Here is a 16,144-nt window from a genome sequence, read left to right as displayed (position 1 = left end):
GAGGCATCCTGTATCTTATTTAATTTGAAGAAAAAGAAGGGATTTTGGTTCAGATAAACTAACGAATAACAACGAGAGGAACAGCCTGCTCGCTGTCAGGACAGAGGACGGGAATGTATTTGAAATCGTGTGCCGACAGGCAGAGGGGAAAGAGGACGGATGGACGACCGCAAACTGACTGTTTATAATGGACGTGGGGCTTTTAAAAAATCACCGCCACAGATTCTATTACAGGGGAACTGGCTGGAACAGGCCGGATTCTCCGCAGGGGACAAAATCACCGTGAAATGCCAGCAGGGGCAGCTTATTATTACTAAGAACGAACCATCAGCAGAGCATGAAAAATAAATATAGACAAAGGCCGCTTTTGCAGTATAATAGAAACGGCAACAAGTCAGCCAGTGCTGGAGGAACATTTTAAAATGATTGAAACGGAGAGCCTGATTCTTGATAAGGCAAAGTTTTCAGATTGGAAGGAAATGTATTGTAATGTCTGGTCACAGCCAGAAAGCGCAAAATACATGGAATGGAATATTACTACAAGCGAAGAAAACGCCAAAATAAGAATCATGAAAACCATTGCATTTCAGAAAGAGCATGATACCTATCTGGTTTATGAAAAAGCAACCGGTAAGGCGATTGGATTTGCTGGTGTAGAAAAAATCGAACCTTACATCTATCAGGAAGCAGGGATATGTCTGGGGCCGGATTACGTGGGAAAAGGGTTTGGCAAGCAGATTCTTCAAGGCTTGATACTATACTGCAAAGAAGAATTTAGTGCAAAAGAGTTTATTTATTCAACAAGAGAAGAAAACAGGGCTTCCAATCAATTAGCAAAGTCATTAGGATTTACAGTGATTTCTTCAGTACCTAAAACAGACAGCAAAGATGGACACAGTTATAATCTTTTGCAATATAGCTTAAAACTATAACTGCCCATTTGGTAGGGCTGAATAAACAATGAATGAAAAGTGGAAGGAGGGGCAAAATGCCATACATTACAGTTGAAAGCGGCACTTTATCTGATAAGCAAAAGGAACTGCTGATAAAAAGATTGACAGAAGTATCTTCTGAAATTATGAATGTGCCGCAGGAATTTTTTGTGACTACGATTAAAGAACTGCCAGATAAGAACTTTGGAATTGGCGGTAAAACGATTGATAAAGTGAAAGTGGAATATATGCAGGCACATCAATCTTAATGGAAGGGATTGGAGATAATGGATAACTGGTTTACAATAGACAAGATTGATAATGAAACCATAGTCATAAGCGAATACCGGCATTGGGAAGAAACCCACTGTTATCTGTTGAATGGAAAAGAGAAAAGCCTGCTTATTGACACAGGACTGGGGATTTCCAATATATATGATGAAGTCCGTAAACTTACGGATAAACCGATTGCGGCGGTTGCCACGCACATTCACTGGGATCATATCGGCGGGCATAAATATTTCCCGGAATTTTACGCACACGCAGAAGAATTGGACTGGCTGAACGGGAAATTCCCCCTGACAATAGAAACTGTTAAGGAAATGGTAGTTGACCGTTGTGATTTGCCTGACGATTTTCATGTTGACGATTATGTATTCTTTCAGGGTATACCAACAAAAGTATTAAATGACTATGATGTAATCGATATTGGCAGCAGGGAAATTGAAGCGCTGCATACGCCTGGACACTCTCCCGGACATTTATGTTTTTGGGAAAAAGACAAAGGATATTTGTTTACCGGCGATTTGGTCTATAAAGATACCTTGTTTGCCTATTACCCTTCCACTGACCCGGAAGCCTATCTTGCTTCACTGGAAAAAGTTGCGGCACTGCCTGTAAAAAGGGTATTCCCTGCACACCATTCGCTGGATATACAGCCGGAAATACTAATCCGCATGGCAAATGCATTCCGTCAGTTAAAGGCAGACGGGAAGCTTCATCATGGCAGCGGAACCTCTCAAAATGCCGTTGCATGGATAAAAGCCCAAGCAACGGCATTTCTTTATCTCCGTTTCATCCTACTCAACGGTGAATCCTTATATGCCGGAGTTTTTTTCATAACATTCTTCAAAACCGTGCGCTCCTGCTCCGACAGCCTCTCATACCGGATTTGAAGCTGCGTACACATAAGGGCGGTGAACACATCCAGATAGGAACCCGGCACAGCCAGTGCCTTCTTTGCGTCTTTGATTAGTTTCATGGCATTGGAGCCGTCCGGCGCACTGTCCGTATCGTCCTTGTGCACTTCCCTTATGTCATGGAGGATAGTATCCCATGTCCGGTGTGTAACCTGACAGAAATAATCTTCTTCCTGTATCTGCATGGCTTACCATGCGCCCTCTAACAGAAAACGGGGAATGGGGAGCGAAACAAAAGAAGATTTATGACCTTGACGAGAACGGCGAGAAGATACCAGTGATTGATAAAAAGACAGGTCAGCAGAAAGTTGACAAGCGGAACAGGAAACAGTGGAAATGCCACACCGCCGACAGCACCGACTGGAACAGCAAAGAGAACGCCAAAATGTGGCGAAAAGATTTAGCCGACACAATCAACACCACCAATGAGCAGTTGGGGATTGCGCTACATTGGGAACACCGCTCTTTTAAAGAACAGGGGATTGACAGAGAGCCGACAATCCATATCGGGGCAACCGCTAATGCTTTAGAGCGTAAAGGCGTACAGACCGAGAGGGGAAACGTCAATCGGGAAATCATCAAAAACAATATGCTGTTGGAGCAGGCAAAAGAAATGCTCATGCTTGCCAAGCAGGAACTTCACAGAGCATAGTACGCAACGTACAAAAGTACGCAGATTAAAAATACAGCGGTCAGCGTGAAGAATGAAGTCATGGAAATGATTGCAAAGGTGAGGGAGCGCAAAGACAGACTTGACTTGCCGATTGTCAGCGGAAAGCATCTAAGAAGAATATCCGACAGAACCGCCTTGCAGTCAGCCGACAATGCGGAGAAATTCATCACGACAAGGAAGATAGACAGCTTTGAGAGTCTTGCGAAATTCACAGAGGACAGGGAGCAGAAATATCAGCAGTTGGAAACGGTACATCTTTCAAAGGGGCAGAAACTAAACCGACGAAAGGAACTGTCAAAAATGTATGCCCTCTATGCGCCAATCCAAGCCACCTATAAGGAGAGCCAGTCACTCAAAGGACTTGCAAAAATGCGGTATGATAAGGAGCATAAGGACAGCTTATCGAAGTACCCCGAATTAAAGGAGCGTATGCAGAGCCTTTTACAGAACGGCGAGAAGATAACGCCGAAACAGTGGAAAGCGGAAATACAGTCCTTACAGTCCGAATATGACAGTATCGGCAAGGAGCAGACCAAGACCGCCACAGAATTAGCGTATGCGGAAGTTATCAGCTATAACAGGAGAAACCTTGAGAGGGAGCTTCAGAACGAGAGCCGACAGCACAATAAACAACAAAGCAGGACTAAGCGGAGGGAGGAAGAAATTTAATGGAAATTCAATAGAAATATGGGTTTGATTGTGGTATTCTGTTAAAGGTACAAAATCGGAATTGGTGGGGATAGTGTTATGAATTTTTTATGTTTTGGCGATAAAAATAATAGGTCAATACTATTTATACATGGAATGGCTTCCACAGCAATGCTTTGCTATGAACCAATTTTAAAACATTTGTCAGATTATTATGTGATATTGGCAGAAGTGGATGGTCACAGTGAAAGAACAGATGAACTTGTCAGTCTTAAAAACAATTGCGACGAGATAGAAAATTACATAATAAATAATCTATCTGGTAATTTGTATTGTCTGTCTGGATTTTCTATGGGAGCAACAATGGCTGTTGAAATTATTGGAAGGGGCAATGTTAATGTCGCTAAAACACATTTGGATGCGGCGTTTCTGACAAAGATGGGCTTGTTGACAAAGCCATATGAATATATATTCTGCAAAGCAATCAAGCGGATTCAAAACGGAAAAGCAATCCCTAAATTTATGATGGACGCCGTTATGGGAAAAGATAACAACAGTATTATCGAAATGCTTTATACGGGCATCACCTCAAATACTATAAAAAATGCGTGTGAATTTGTGTATAGGTATCATATTCCTGAAAGTATAAGAAATTACAAGGGGGTTATTTTGTTCTGGAGAGGCTCAAATGAGCAATATCCAAGGAAGAGCGTTACTTTGTTAAAGAAATATCTGCCCGCTATAGTAGATATAGGGATTGAACATATGGGACATGGGCAGTATTTACACGAGCATAGCGATGAATATGCAAATAAGCTGATTGAATATCTGCAAAGCTGATACAAATTCCTGTGTATCTAAACAACCATTCCCACAATCAGAACTGAATAAGTAACACAGCGTCAGAGCGTATAGAAAAAATCTATGCGCTCTATTTTATTGTAAAGGAGCAGATTTATGAGTAAAGACAGCAACACACAGCATAGAGCCACCCGACAGCACCCACTCACAAAAATTATCGTGGAAAGGCACTATGTAGGCACTGAAAAAATGGAAACGGTATTCAAGCGGATAGCCGAGGAACAGATAACAAAAAAGGTTAAGGAAATAGCGGAAAACAACGCAAATTAGCACTGGAAACGGAAAACTTTCCGGTAAACAGAGATGTTTGGGGCGGCGTATTGTTAGCGGAAATCTGTTTTGCCGCCTGATTGATTTTCTGAACAGCCTCCCACAGCTCTGGCCCGATAATCGCCTCGTGCGCGCCCTCATGGGAAATCCATTCCGATTCCGGTTTCCTTATCATGGTCTTGTCTTTATAGGAACGGGAACCGGTGCAGTTCTGTGTGAGCTTTTGCTGATACCCTCGACGAAGAGGGCGGGGCTTCTGCCAACTTTGCGGCGCTATTTCGCTCTCAATATCTTTAGTGCCGCAAGCAGGGATTTTGCCAAAGCTGTGGCGGTATTTCTCCCTCTAATGCCTACAAACCAGCAAAGAGCAAAATGGACGTTGTTTTGCGGAAATATCCCTCTATTCCTTACAAAACCACACAAGCCGGAATAGGCGGGAATTTATAAAAATTTCTTCTCGCCCGCCCTCCACGGACAGCTTGCAAATTTGCCAAACGGGAGAGGGAATTTCTTTCTATCCCCCTTTGCACGGCATAATACCGACATTTTTTGAAAATGCCAAAAATGGGCGCAAAAAAACAGGAAACCTTTTCTTGATTTCCTGTCTTGGTGTGCCGTTTTATGTAGCGGCGGTTATTCAGTTTTTAGCTGGCTACAATTCTACAAACTGGAAGTTGTGCAAGGGATTTTTGAAAATGCGCAGAAAACTAGCAGCAAAGCCAAACTTTGTTGTCCCCAATCAAACACACCATTGATTATAGAATTAGCAGGTAAAACGGTTGCAACCATAATTGAAATTCCCATAAACAAAAGCGGATTTATCAGCACCCATCTTTTCTTTCCCCATGTTCCTTTTATCGCAACACAAAATATAATAATTGATAAAATTATAAAACTTATTGCAGCCAAAAATGCAACACAGATGAATGTAGTAAAAAAGCGTTCACTAATCCGCTTAGCTAATACTATATTCTCTTCTGCTAGTTGATTATATAGCCATGCGGATATTGCAAATACACAATGGTATAATGTTCCTACAGAGACAAATACAATAGATGCTATAAAAAACAGTTTATCATATTTACCGACTTTTTCTTTGAGTAAAACAGATATAGCGTAAAACCCGCAAAACATTAAAAGAAGTGCAATCACGCCCAATAATCCGCCTATAATGAACCTAATAGACGTAGCATTTGACCATTCTTCTGAAAATGCAGGAAAAAGATGAAAAATCCCCACTTTTTCCATAGGGTAAAAGCAACCCAATAACATATCTCCGCAGAAGCAAAGTACGCTTCCTGCGATTGCAATATAGAACAGCTTTTTTATTGTCATAGCGCCTCCGTTTTTTTAACAAAAATTCATGTTCATCGGATTACTCTGTTTTTTCTTCCTTTTGACTTTTCTTCCTTTGAACCAAAATGTGAAATTAACGTTCCATGCTGAACTTTGTCACTTTGTTAATTACTCCCACTTTATCTGTGCTTTATTATATATCCGTTTTCCCAAAAATGAAAGCGATTTCTTATACTTCCTGTTCATCAAACCGGAACTTGAACAATACGGCAACAAGCCGGGATTTTATGCTGTCCTCGGTATCCCTGTCGATATACCCGTTTTCAATGGCGGCAATTCGGATTCTCTTGCTGTAATGCTGTAAAACCTCGTCCACGGCTTCCGGCTCTCCGCTGGTCGCCCGGACAATCGTTTCATAGGGTAAAAGGTTCGGATTCCCCATGTGAAAGCACCTCCATTTCTTTGTGCAGAAGCTGTAACGTCCTGCGGATTTGATACCCGGTCGTACTTCGGCAGCGTCCGTACATTTCCCCGATTTCCTGTTGTGTGTAATGCCCGAAAAAATAAAGGAAAATGATTTCCCGGTTCTTCTCCGGCAGGGATAACAGGGCAGCAGCAAGCTCCCATTGGTGAGGATAACTGTCTGACCGCATATCGTAATGGGGTATTCTTCATAGGGTGCTTCAAAGTATTCGTCTGTTGTGCCTAAAGGGTAAAACTTTTCTTCTGTGAGATATTCAAGGGATATTTCTTTTTGCCGCCGCCTGCTCCTGTCACGCCATGCGTTGATAGCCGCAAAGCGTATGACAGTCTTGCAATAGCCATTGAAAGTATACATGATGTGTTCTCTGTATGTTTCTGTGCAAGATAGATGATTCCCCCTTTCTCCCACATAGGGCGTTGCATGGTTTAAGGCTGCATTTTATAACCAAAGGGGCAGTAGCACTTAGGCTATCGCCCCTTGATTATCTACCAATGAAAATCAGTTTTTCTGTCTGTTAGTAAAGCTCTTTGCCCAAATAACTATAACAATTGCAGTTGCAATAAAAAACTCTGCAAAAATTATAGGTTTCCCCCATACTTCCCATTCTAAAGAGAAATAGAAGTAATGTCCTACAAAGAATACCGCAAAGCATATTAAATAAATTGCAGCCGAATATAAAATATTTTTAAAAACTTTTGTGCGTGTCTGCTCTCTGTTTAACAGCTGCTTTTGTTGCTGTTCCAGCATATCTGTCTTAACGGATAACTCATCTATTTCTGACGGTTTCAACAGATAATCCAGTGTTACATTAAATACCTTGCTTAATTCAACAATCTTTTCTACTTCGGGTATAACTTGCCCGCTTTCCCATTTTGAGATAGACTGTCTGGAAGCATTTAACTGCTCGGCTAATTGTTCCTGCGTCAAGTTCCTACCTTTGCGTAACGTTATGAGTTTTTCTGAAAATTCCATGTGTGTTCCTCCTTTTGATTTAGTAACCCAATCATATCAAAAACCGCATTTACACGCTATCAATCTGACTTTACATTTGCATAACAAATAGTGGAATTTACGGGCTTTTGTAAATCTTGATTATCATTTTATCAAACGCCCTCATTTCATCATGGTTAAGGTAATACTATTCGTCACTCCAATAGGCAAAATCTTTGAGAAAAATACTAAGAGTTTATTATATATACCCGGAACAACTAACCGTTTCCCTTTCATCAATTTGGGGTAAGCTATTTCTACTACACTTTCCGGCTTCATCACTGCATATTTGAATAGCAGAGTATTTTGTATATTTGCTTTTGCTGCAAATTCTGTTTCCGTTGCTCCGGGACAAAGTGAAGTTATTTTTATATCTGTCTTTTTAAGTTCTCCATAAAGAGCATTAGAGAACGACATTATATAGGCTTTTGTTGCTGAATATACTGCATCTGATGGAGAGGGTATAAATGAACCTGTTGAACCGACATTCACTATTCGCCCATAGTTATTCTTTTTCATCATGGGTAAAATACGTTTTGTAATTTGTGTAACAAATCGAATATGTAAATCAATCATTTTCATTTCTTGCTCCATATCTGTATTAGTGAACAATCCACATTCATTAAAACCAGCATTATTTACAAGATAATCAACAGATACTTGCCAATTATTCAACCTCTCAAAAATCAAATCAACCGCATTTGATTGTGTTAATTCGCAAGCAATGAATTTTACTGCTACATGATATTGGCTTTGCAAATCGTTTTGCTGTCTTTTTAACTTTTCCTCGTTTCTTGATACAAGAATAATATTATTTCCCATACTTGCAAATTTTTCAGCAAATGCTTTGCCAATTCCGCTTGTAGTTCCTGTAATTAAAGCTGTTTTCATTTTTCGCCAATTCCCCCATTTTTGAACGAGTGCCATTCTTCAAGATATGTCATATTATTACCACAAGGCTGTTTCAAGATTTCTTGATAAAACATCAGCTTACTTTGTGTCAAAGCAAGGGCATTTTTTAAGTCTGACATTTGAGATTCAATATCTTTTTTGTATTCTAAAACCATTTCATACCGTTGCGGAATTGTTCCGCTGCCTTGCCTTAAAAGGGAAACATATTTTTTGATAGAATGGATAGGTACATTTGCCCCGCGCAAGCATTGTATCATCTTTATCCACTCAATATCCTCGTCACTATATTGCCTGTATTTTTGTGTTGTCCGGGCTATTGGCGGCAACAATTTTTCTTTCTCATAATATCTTAATGTTGCGGTTGATAACCCTGTTATTTCTGCGGCTTCTTTTGCTGAATACATCTCGAAAACCACCTTTCATTTAAGATAAACTATGAAGCGCACTTTAAGCCAACAGAAAAATTATAGCACATTATGAAAAATAGCACATCATATTGTCGAAAAGGATTGATTGAGGGATTCCGCCGTAGTCGGCATTGTGGGAATGTGTATAACTGGCTGTCTATCTCTTGTTTTCGGTTGCTTGCTTCTTTACCGTACATGAGCATTTCTTCTTTGCATGAAGAACCGATTTTACTTTGCTGGACAAGTCTTTGAGATGGTAGTCATTCATCAGACTGCAAAAGTGCAGCATATCGGTGTTGTCCCCCTCGCTGTCCAGGCAGTCCAGAACCAGTTACTGAAACTGCACTAAGGAGAAATGGGGAAAGGGCTCACAGGCCCTTTTTCCTATTCAGAAAACCACTTGGAAAGCGGGGGAATCAGAGGTAATATGCTTACACGGCGGTCCCTGTTTGTGCCGCCTTGCAGGGCATCCGCCTTACCTCATGTGGAGAACGGTAATATATTTTTAGAAATGTCCAGTCACTACCGTCAAGTGTCCAGATACAACACCCGTTCTTCCTTTTTGCTGGTATCTGCCGATAAAATAGGTGGACGGGAAATAATAGCCCTTATTGGTAATAAAACATTGATACGAGGTGAGTCAGATTGAATATAGCGGTTTGCGATGACGAAGAAAATATCCGTTATTTGATAAAAAGGCTGATAGAAAAGCAGGACGTATCCTGCCAGATCATGGAATTTTCCTCCGGGGAGGAATTGTTGCAGTTTTGGGAGCAGGAGGACAGGGAACAGTTAGACATCCTGTTTCTTGATATTTCCATGGATGGAACTGACGGAATGGAAACGGCAGAACGGGTCAGGGATTGGAAGGAAGAAAGGGAAGAACCTCTGTGGGGGAGCCTGCCCCTGCTGATATTTGTAACGGGATATCCGGAGTATATGCCCAAGGCTTTTTCCGTCAATGCGTTTCAATACTTGGTGAAGCCCATAGACGAAAAGGAATTTGAAGATGTGTTTGCGCGGGCTGTCAGGGAGTGCCGCTGCCTAGGCAGAAAAAATAGCACTGTACCGAAGGAAATACTGGTCAGGAGCGGGAGCATCACGAGGAATGTCGCAGTTGATGACATTTACTACATTGAGAGCAGTAACAGGAAGATCATCGTATCCATGCGGGACGAGGAAATAGAATGTTATGGAAAGATAAGCGAGATGGAGGAGGAGCTGCGGGAGGGATTTTTCCGGATTCATAAGGGGTATCTGGTGAACATGAAATATGTGGAGAGATACAGCCGGACGGAAGTGCAGATGAAGAACGGGAAACGCCTTTTGATCTCCAAGTACAAGTACCAGGATTTTATAAAGGCGTATCTGGAATACATTGCGGAGGACGGCAGATGAGTCAGGAGAGTTATAGATTATTCATAAATATATGCGACTTATATCTTGTTCTCCTGCAGGTCATGCTCTTTCTGGTGGTTTGGGACATTTTTTTCAGGCCGGAAAAGGGAAAAAAGGAGATGTTATCTGCAGGCATATTTGCGGCGGTAAATGTACTCCTGCGTTTATGCCCCGGTGTTCCGGGGTGGGTGAGGTATGCGGTATCGGCGGCTGCTGCATTGGGGTACTGCCGTATCAGATATAAAGGCTGCCTGGAAAAGGCTGTTTTCACGCTGCTGCTATTTTACAACTTCCACGGGATGAGTTTTCTGGTCTCAAACAGCCTTTACCAGTTTTTGATGGATGGCCTGATGGGGAGGCTGGACGTCCGGAATGCAGAGTATATGCTCCATATGTATAAGAGCCAGGTAATAGGCCAGGGCTGTAATATTTTATTATACACGCTCTCATTTGTTTCCATGACCTGGATTCTGAAAAAGATTGTAAAAAGCCCAGTGTCCATGAGCTGGCAGGATGCCATTTTCCTTTCCGTCCTGAATGTCGTCGGCAGTATGCTGGCATGGATGATTATGGATATTTCGATGGTTCAGATTGATAAGGAGATATTTTTCCTTTTTGCCCAGAGGAAGGAGATGGTGTGGAAAATACCAATGATTGCAGCCCTTCTCAGCACCGGGGAGATTTCTGCCATCTATATTTTCCAGAAGTACAAGGAACTGCAGGGCGAGAGGGAAAGGCATTTTGCGGAAGAACAGCAGATGAAAGCCATGAAAAGGAGGCTGGAGGAAGCAGAAAATTTTTATGGCGGTATCCGTAAAGTAAGGCATGAAATGAAAAGCCACATGGCAAATATCAAAGGCCTTGTTGCCGGGGAAAAGTACGAGGAGGTGGAGAGGTACATTGACAAACTGGATGAGACCGTGCAGGAGCTGGATTATAAGTTCAGCACGGGAAATGCAGTGACGGATGTCATCATCAATGACAAATACCGGAGGGCGGCAAAATCCGGGACTGCATTCCGGGTGAAGTTTGAATACAGGGAGACGGATACCATCTCTGCCTTTGACATGGGAATCATCCTGAACAACCTTTTAGAGAATGCCATAGAAGCCTGTGAGAAACTGGAACAGGAGAAACGCCGCATCAGCCTTACGCTGAAAAGGAAGAACCATTTCCTGCTGGTGGAGGTGGAGAACAGTTTTGACGGGAAGCTGGAATGGCAGGACGGGGAGGCGGTACCGGCAACGGTGAAGCACAGCAGCCTGCCGGAGATACTGATGGAGCATGGTGTCGGCCTGAAAAATGTAAGGGACGTGGCGGAACGCTATCTTGGATATATGGATATCAAGGCGGGGAGGGGTGTGTTCAAGGTCACGGTCATGCTGCAGCAGAAGGAAATATAATAATAATTTTATGAAAAAGGAAGGAGAATGTGACAATGGAAGTAGGTACAGTTTATGGCGGCTATTATGGGGCAAAAGGCTATGAGGGCGTGAGGAAGGAAGAAAAGTGGGCAGATGCCGGATTCGCGGGAAAGGTTGCGGAGAAAGGCGCTGTTTCCCCAAAGGACATGACGCTGGATGAGTACAAGGCATATTTTGATGAAAAGATGAACAGCCTGTATACACACCCTTCACAGAGGGGCATGAATTGGACAATCGACATAACGGATGCGGCTTATAAGAAGATGCAGGAAGACCCGGAATATGAGAAGAAGATACTGGATGCACTGGCAAAGAACAAAGCCGTTGATTTCGGGGGAAATATTCCGGTGGTTGCGTATACCCATATAGATGATACTTATGAGAAATGCTACGGCTATACGCAGGGCATGAAGGAGAATGTGGGTTATTCCGGGAGTTCTTCCACAAAGCAGGCAGATGCCGGACGGGAGAAAAAGGCAAGGCAGAAGGAGCTGCTGGAAGAATATCTGGAAAAGCGGGCGCAGGCTAAGAGACAGCAGCAGGAGCTGTTGGATGAAAAGATTGCAAAGGCGGAGCGAGAGAGAAGCAGGCTGGCAAAGGTATGGAGCAGTAAGCAGCAGATGGCGAGGGTTTCCAGTGCCTATGAATCGAATATAATGACGGAGACAGCGGCAGGCGGTGAGGTAAAGTAAAATGAATGGCGTATCGTTATCAAACAAAGTGATACATTGGAATCCGAAAGATTTTGCCGTGAGCCAGAATTTCAACAAGGTAATCCGGGAGAATGAAAAGGTTTCCAATGATTATTACTGGAAAAGCAATAAGTCTGAGGGCGTGGACTGCTTCGGAAGCAATCCATACAGTTAGTGTCTAATGTCGCAGATGGTGATTCTATGCTCGGATAAATGTAGGCATCATGCCCGGACTTACCACAAGGGGCATGGACGGCTCTGGCCTACGAAAGGAAATTCCATAACAAAATAATGGAGGATTAAAAATGGCTATCAGTGGAATAGGACAAAATTATTATCAGAACAATGTGAAAACAAAGAGAAACACGAAAAATGTAAACGGTACGGAAAAGTTTGCACTGGAAAAAACAGGCAGTACACAGGAATTATCGGAAGCGGAAGAAATGGAGCTGTTCAAGAAGGAATTTCATGAAGACCTTTCTAAAGTTACCAACCATAGGACGGTGAGCAATGCGGCTGTCAATATCTCGGAGGCGGCATTCAAGGCGATGAAGGAAGACCCGCAATACAGGGAGAAGGTTCTTTCACTGATCCAGAGGGATTGGGGGGATTCCTATGCGCCGAGAAACTGCTCCGTGCTGATAACTGTCGGTGCGACTCTGAATGAGTACAGGGCGGATTCATGGCCCGTTGGGTATGATTCGGAATTTGATGTGCGTTCGCAGAACAGTTTCTATAAAAGGAGGAGTGAAAAGAAAGACAGGCAGAAGGAACTGCTGGAAGAATATCTGGAGAAGCGGGCGCAGGCAAAGAGACAACAGCAGGAGATGTTGAATGAAAAGATTGCAAAGGCGGAGCAGGAAAGAAGCAGGCTGGCAAATGCTTGGGTTGGCGACAGGCAGATGGCGGCGGCTTCCAACGCTTATGAATCAAATGTAATGATGGGAACTGTGGCAGGCGGTGATTCGCTGCTCGGATAAATACGGGCATCATGCCCGGACTTACCGCAAGGGGCATGGGCGGCCCTGAATGACAGAGGGGCCGCAGGTAAGATTTTTTGAAGGAGGATGATTATTATGTCAATGGAGATCGCAAACAATTACAGCGATTATGGGAAAGGTTACACCAATATTGTAAAGGAAGGCAATGTGACAACAAGCACGGTGGAACTGAAAACCTCAACCGGGGGAACAAAAACGGAACAGATCAAGACGGGGTACAGCAATGTCAATGACTATTCCAAATACTTGCAGGGCAAGTACAGCTATATGAATTCGGGTACAACCTCCATGCAGGGTGTTCCGACAACGGTATCCGTATCGGGCGCTTTCCTAAAGAAATGCATGAACGACCCGGAAAAAGCAAAATATCTGGAAGAAAATTTGGCGGCGATTCCAGATTGTGCAAAAAGTGCAGTAGTAGGCTGTCGAGGAACGCTGACCAATCTCAGCTACAGTGTTGATGCAAATGGGAATATTTCAGTAGCAATCTCCGGAACAAGTGACCCCGATGGGAAGATAGCAAAAGAAAATGCGGAACGGAGGGCGAAAGAGAAGAAAGCAGCCGAGGAAAAGGCCGCCGAGAGACGCAAGGAGAAAAAGGCGGAGGAAGAAAAAGCAGCGGAACGGCGGGCAGAAAGAAAAGAGAGGATACAAAAACTGGAGGAAGGCAAAGAAGCGGGAACCTTCACGGTATCTGCTGCTGGCACTGATGTAAAAAGCGTCACTCAGAGCATTATATCTAAAGTTTCCGGCACGTCTGCGCCAACAGGAGCAAGTTTTGATATAAAGGCGTAACAGGAAAAGGATTTCAAATTTTGAGGTCAAGGAGGACAATATTATGTCGAATATTACTAATTACAGTTTTTTGTTCCAGAGTATGTTCGGGGGAACAAAAATAACATGGGAAACAGGTTCAACCTTGCCCGGAGTGTTCCAGTTTTCACAATTAAACAGCAGTTCTATACAGTCGCAGTTAAAGGCGGCGAGCATTGATACAAGCAGCAAGCGGTATAAAGCTGTTATTCAGCAAATGACAAAAGACGGCTGTACTGGCAGTATGTTTACGAATGTTCAATCTATTAAAAACTTAATGAAAAATTACAACTCAAGAGGAGAATGGGTTGATCCGGATACAGGACTGACAGGACTTCTTGTAACAGATGAAACAGGCGACAGTTATAAAAAGATTATTGATGTTCCCGAAAGCAGCAAAGATAAAATGTTTGAAGCCGTGAAAAATAATTTTTTGAACAATAACGGAATGGGGGATGGAAAAGGAAAGACGGAAATCTATATGGATATGTATAAGCAGATGAAGTCAGATGACAGATTGTCAGCAGGCTGGACATTGGGGCAGTATCATAAGGCATATGCGCAGGCGTTTAAATCGGCGATTAAGACAGTTGATCCTACATGGGACTATGGTAAAGCCATACCTTCCGGGGCACTGGACGGCATTACAAGAGAGTCTGTAGAAAGCCAGCTTGTGAAAAGCGGTAATACCTTTGTGAAAAAACCATCTTCGGGCAGCATACTGGATATACAGATATAATCTTTACACCTTATTCCGCAGAGGCGCATAATGCTTTGCCTCTGCGGTCTGCCCGGAGGTGAGGCAATGAACCGCTCGGACTTATTACGAGGGAGCGGATGCGGCTCTGACCGACAGAGGAGCCACAATAATAAAAATAATGGAGGATTTAAAAAATGAATATTAACGGAATAGGAACAACAGGATATCCGGCATGGCAGGGAGCAAGGAGGACACAGCAGAATGTGGCTGGAAAGAGTTTTGCGGCGCAGGTGAACAATGTGGCAGGTGCAAAACCACATACATCTATTGTCTATATAAAAACGGATGATATGCTGTTCTCTGGCGGTAATGGGACAGGGCTGTCTTTCTACATCAAATATGCGGAAGGATCAACCGGGCGTTGGAGCAGTACGGACACGCCGAGCGTATCGACCACCGCAGTTATGAGCGGCAGGGCAAATCGCAGGTTTCCCAATCCATCTACAACCCAAAGGACGCAGCGAAAGTGCTGAATTTCCTGCAAGCCAACAACATCATGGATATGGCGGGGCTTGATGAAAAATTCAAATCCATGATAGGGGAACAGCGGGAGCAGCAATCCCACAGAAAGCAGGATATGGAGCGATAACAGGCAGGGCGGCGGGATAGTAAACACTTATCATCGCCGCCCTGTTATAGATTTTTCTGCCCGGTAAACGGGAATAAGTTACTCTATCCAATACTCTATATCTGGATTATGTATTGCGCCTATTACACCCTCTTTTTCAAAATCATAATCAAGAAAGCCATCATCATCCAAATAAAATACATCTTCTGTATAAAACGCTATAATAGTTTCAAAAAACAACTCTACGGAATTATGTAGTTTCTGCAATCCATCACTTGGTGCAAAATGAAAAATGGCCTCTTTATTATCGTCAGTTTTAGCATAGAAAATGTACGAAGATGAATAGTCGGCCAATAATGGAATAATCGTTTTTATTCGTGCCTCACATACATAATCCAAATCCAATAGCCCTATGAGGGTATGAAATTCTCTTTCTATTTCTTCAATGTGTATCAACCTGTATCCTGGAATAAAATCCATATATTTTTGAATGGCAATATCTCTATGTGTCCCTGCCACTTCCCCATAAATCGCTTGAATAACTTCGGGAATAGTAGGTGTTATCCCTGTAAAGAAATTTTTCCACGATGAATGAGAATTTCCCAAACTGCTTTTATATCCCACTCTTATTTTATCAGATAGAGAAAGATACTCACTAAATAAATCTGCTATCATAAATTTGCTCCTATCCCGATTGAGATTTCACCTGTTTTAAGAAATTTCACCACTTTACAACTTTTCCATAAAAAAATGTCATACAGGACTTTCTGATGTATAATAAGTTTGCAAACAAAAAATACGAAAGAAAGTGATCCT

The 16,144-nt window shown here is 42.7% G+C and carries 23 protein-coding genes and 2 pseudogenes; 17 read left to right on the top strand and 8 right to left on the bottom strand.

Annotated elements, in window-relative coordinates; translation table 11 throughout:
* The first annotated feature begins 159 nt into the window (after window positions 1–159).
* From D7Y06_RS20205 to D7Y06_RS26630, 8 genes and pseudogenes are all read left to right on the top strand, one after another.
* Window positions 160–348, top strand: coding sequence for a SymE family type I addiction module toxin (locus D7Y06_RS20205; protein ID WP_016288546.1), 189 nt, complete (start codon window positions 160–162; stop codon window positions 346–348).
* 74 nt (window positions 349–422) lie between these two features.
* Window positions 423–932: a GNAT family N-acetyltransferase gene (locus tag D7Y06_RS20200; protein WP_120409471.1), complete on the top strand. Its 510-nt coding sequence runs from the start codon at window positions 423–425 to the stop codon at window positions 930–932.
* A gap of 56 nt (window positions 933–988) precedes the next feature.
* Window positions 989–1,201: a 4-oxalocrotonate tautomerase DmpI gene (dmpI, locus tag D7Y06_RS20195; RefSeq protein WP_120409470.1), complete on the top strand. Its 213-nt coding sequence runs from the start codon at window positions 989–991 to the stop codon at window positions 1,199–1,201.
* 18 nt (window positions 1,202–1,219) lie between these two features.
* Window positions 1,220–1,948, top strand: a pseudogene (locus tag D7Y06_RS20190) (MBL fold metallo-hydrolase); the annotation flags it as partial.
* 376 nt (window positions 1,949–2,324) lie between these two features.
* A complete protein-coding gene (locus D7Y06_RS27320) occupies window positions 2,325–2,783 on the top strand; it encodes a MobA/MobL family protein (RefSeq protein WP_243119419.1) in 459 nt (152 codons plus the stop codon).
* A 60-nt stretch (window positions 2,784–2,843) separates the two neighbouring features.
* Complete coding sequence (locus tag D7Y06_RS27315) at window positions 2,844–3,473, top strand: hypothetical protein (RefSeq protein WP_243119418.1); 630 nt, start codon at window positions 2,844–2,846, stop codon at window positions 3,471–3,473.
* 78 nt (window positions 3,474–3,551) lie between these two features.
* A complete protein-coding gene (locus tag D7Y06_RS20175; protein ID WP_120409468.1) occupies window positions 3,552–4,292 on the top strand; it encodes an alpha/beta fold hydrolase in 741 nt (246 codons plus the stop codon).
* Between the two features lie 117 nt (window positions 4,293–4,409).
* Window positions 4,410–4,583: a hypothetical protein gene (locus tag D7Y06_RS26630; protein WP_199714810.1), complete on the top strand. Its 174-nt coding sequence runs from the start codon at window positions 4,410–4,412 to the stop codon at window positions 4,581–4,583.
* Here D7Y06_RS26630 and D7Y06_RS28365 read toward each other — a convergent pair.
* The 7 genes and pseudogenes from D7Y06_RS28365 to D7Y06_RS20140 all read right to left on the bottom strand — a co-directional run bounded on the left by D7Y06_RS28365 (window position 4,552) and on the right by D7Y06_RS20140 (window position 8,669).
* Complete coding sequence (locus tag D7Y06_RS28365; RefSeq protein ID WP_442970440.1) at window positions 4,552–4,860, bottom strand: recombinase family protein; 309 nt, start codon at window positions 4,858–4,860, stop codon at window positions 4,552–4,554. The two genes, D7Y06_RS26630 and D7Y06_RS28365, sit on opposite strands and share 32 nt — an antisense overlap.
* A 383-nt stretch (window positions 4,861–5,243) precedes the next feature.
* The gene (locus D7Y06_RS20165; RefSeq protein WP_120409467.1) at window positions 5,244–5,918 is read right to left on the bottom strand and encodes a DUF6796 family protein; all 675 of its coding nucleotides are present in this window, start codon (window positions 5,916–5,918) and stop codon (window positions 5,244–5,246) included.
* A 190-nt stretch (window positions 5,919–6,108) separates the two neighbouring features.
* Window positions 6,109–6,321 carry a helix-turn-helix domain-containing protein gene (locus D7Y06_RS20160; protein ID WP_120409466.1) on the bottom strand — a complete coding sequence of 71 codons (213 nt, stop codon included), beginning with the start codon at window positions 6,319–6,321 and terminating at the stop codon, window positions 6,109–6,111.
* Window positions 6,293–6,717: pseudogene (locus D7Y06_RS28360) on the bottom strand (RNA polymerase sigma factor). The gene D7Y06_RS20160 and the pseudogene D7Y06_RS28360 overlap by 29 nt, the downstream one beginning before the upstream one ends.
* 144 nt (window positions 6,718–6,861) lie before the next feature.
* Entirely contained in the window at window positions 6,862–7,335 is a 474-nt protein-coding gene (locus D7Y06_RS20150; protein ID WP_120409465.1) for a helix-turn-helix domain-containing protein, read from the bottom strand.
* A gap of 141 nt (window positions 7,336–7,476) precedes the next feature.
* A complete protein-coding gene (locus D7Y06_RS20145; protein WP_120409464.1) occupies window positions 7,477–8,244 on the bottom strand; it encodes an SDR family NAD(P)-dependent oxidoreductase in 768 nt (255 codons plus the stop codon).
* Window positions 8,241–8,669, bottom strand: coding sequence for a MerR family transcriptional regulator (locus D7Y06_RS20140; RefSeq protein WP_120409463.1), 429 nt, complete (start codon window positions 8,667–8,669; stop codon window positions 8,241–8,243). The genes D7Y06_RS20145 and D7Y06_RS20140 overlap by 4 nt, the downstream gene beginning before the upstream one ends.
* Before the next feature lie 648 nt (window positions 8,670–9,317).
* On the opposite strand from D7Y06_RS20140, the gene D7Y06_RS20130 reads away from it, so the two are divergent.
* The 9 genes from D7Y06_RS20130 (at window position 9,318) to D7Y06_RS28355 (ending at window position 15,349) form a co-directional block, all read left to right on the top strand.
* Window positions 9,318–10,070 carry a LytR/AlgR family response regulator transcription factor gene (locus tag D7Y06_RS20130; RefSeq protein ID WP_120409461.1) on the top strand — a complete coding sequence of 251 codons (753 nt, stop codon included), beginning with the start codon at window positions 9,318–9,320 and terminating at the stop codon, window positions 10,068–10,070.
* Window positions 10,067–11,473 (top strand): sensor histidine kinase, encoded by a 1,407-nt coding sequence (locus D7Y06_RS20125; protein ID WP_120409460.1) that lies wholly within the window; start codon window positions 10,067–10,069, stop codon window positions 11,471–11,473. Before D7Y06_RS20130 ends, D7Y06_RS20125 begins: the two co-directional genes overlap by 4 nt.
* Before the next feature lie 35 nt (window positions 11,474–11,508).
* Window positions 11,509–12,186 (top strand): hypothetical protein, encoded by a 678-nt coding sequence (locus D7Y06_RS20120; protein ID WP_120409459.1) that lies wholly within the window; start codon window positions 11,509–11,511, stop codon window positions 12,184–12,186.
* A gap of 1 nt (window position 12,187) precedes the next feature.
* Window positions 12,188–12,361 carry a hypothetical protein gene (locus tag D7Y06_RS20115; protein ID WP_243119417.1) on the top strand — a complete coding sequence of 58 codons (174 nt, stop codon included), beginning with the start codon at window positions 12,188–12,190 and terminating at the stop codon, window positions 12,359–12,361.
* A 130-nt stretch (window positions 12,362–12,491) separates the two neighbouring features.
* Window positions 12,492–13,166: a hypothetical protein gene (locus D7Y06_RS20110; RefSeq protein ID WP_120409458.1), complete on the top strand. Its 675-nt coding sequence runs from the start codon at window positions 12,492–12,494 to the stop codon at window positions 13,164–13,166.
* Between the two features lie 96 nt (window positions 13,167–13,262).
* Window positions 13,263–13,982, top strand: a complete 720-nt coding sequence (locus D7Y06_RS20105; RefSeq protein ID WP_120409457.1) for a DUF6033 family protein — start codon at window positions 13,263–13,265, stop codon at window positions 13,980–13,982.
* A 43-nt stretch (window positions 13,983–14,025) separates the two neighbouring features.
* Entirely contained in the window at window positions 14,026–14,739 is a 714-nt protein-coding gene (locus D7Y06_RS20100) for a DUF3879 family protein (RefSeq protein ID WP_120409456.1), read from the top strand.
* A 155-nt stretch (window positions 14,740–14,894) separates the two neighbouring features.
* On the top strand, window positions 14,895–15,233 hold the full coding sequence (locus D7Y06_RS20095) for a hypothetical protein (RefSeq protein WP_243119416.1): 339 nt from the start codon (window positions 14,895–14,897) through the stop codon (window positions 15,231–15,233).
* Window positions 15,149–15,349, top strand: a complete 201-nt coding sequence (locus tag D7Y06_RS28355) for a hypothetical protein (protein WP_334295004.1) — start codon at window positions 15,149–15,151, stop codon at window positions 15,347–15,349. Before D7Y06_RS20095 ends, D7Y06_RS28355 begins: the two co-directional genes overlap by 85 nt.
* Before the next feature lie 78 nt (window positions 15,350–15,427).
* Here the strand turns inward: D7Y06_RS28355 and D7Y06_RS20085 are convergent, their stop codons facing one another.
* The gene (locus D7Y06_RS20085; RefSeq protein ID WP_120409454.1) at window positions 15,428–16,003 is read right to left on the bottom strand and encodes an SMI1/KNR4 family protein; all 576 of its coding nucleotides are present in this window, start codon (window positions 16,001–16,003) and stop codon (window positions 15,428–15,430) included.
* Between the last annotated feature and the right edge of the window lie 141 nt (window positions 16,004–16,144).

Source organism: Roseburia sp. 1XD42-69 (assembly GCF_003612565.1).
In the GTDB taxonomy this organism is placed as follows: Bacteria; Bacillota; Clostridia; order Lachnospirales; family Lachnospiraceae; genus Roseburia_B.
The sequence above is the reverse complement of the archived record's forward strand: the minus strand, read 5'-3'. Positions and strand labels throughout refer to the sequence as shown.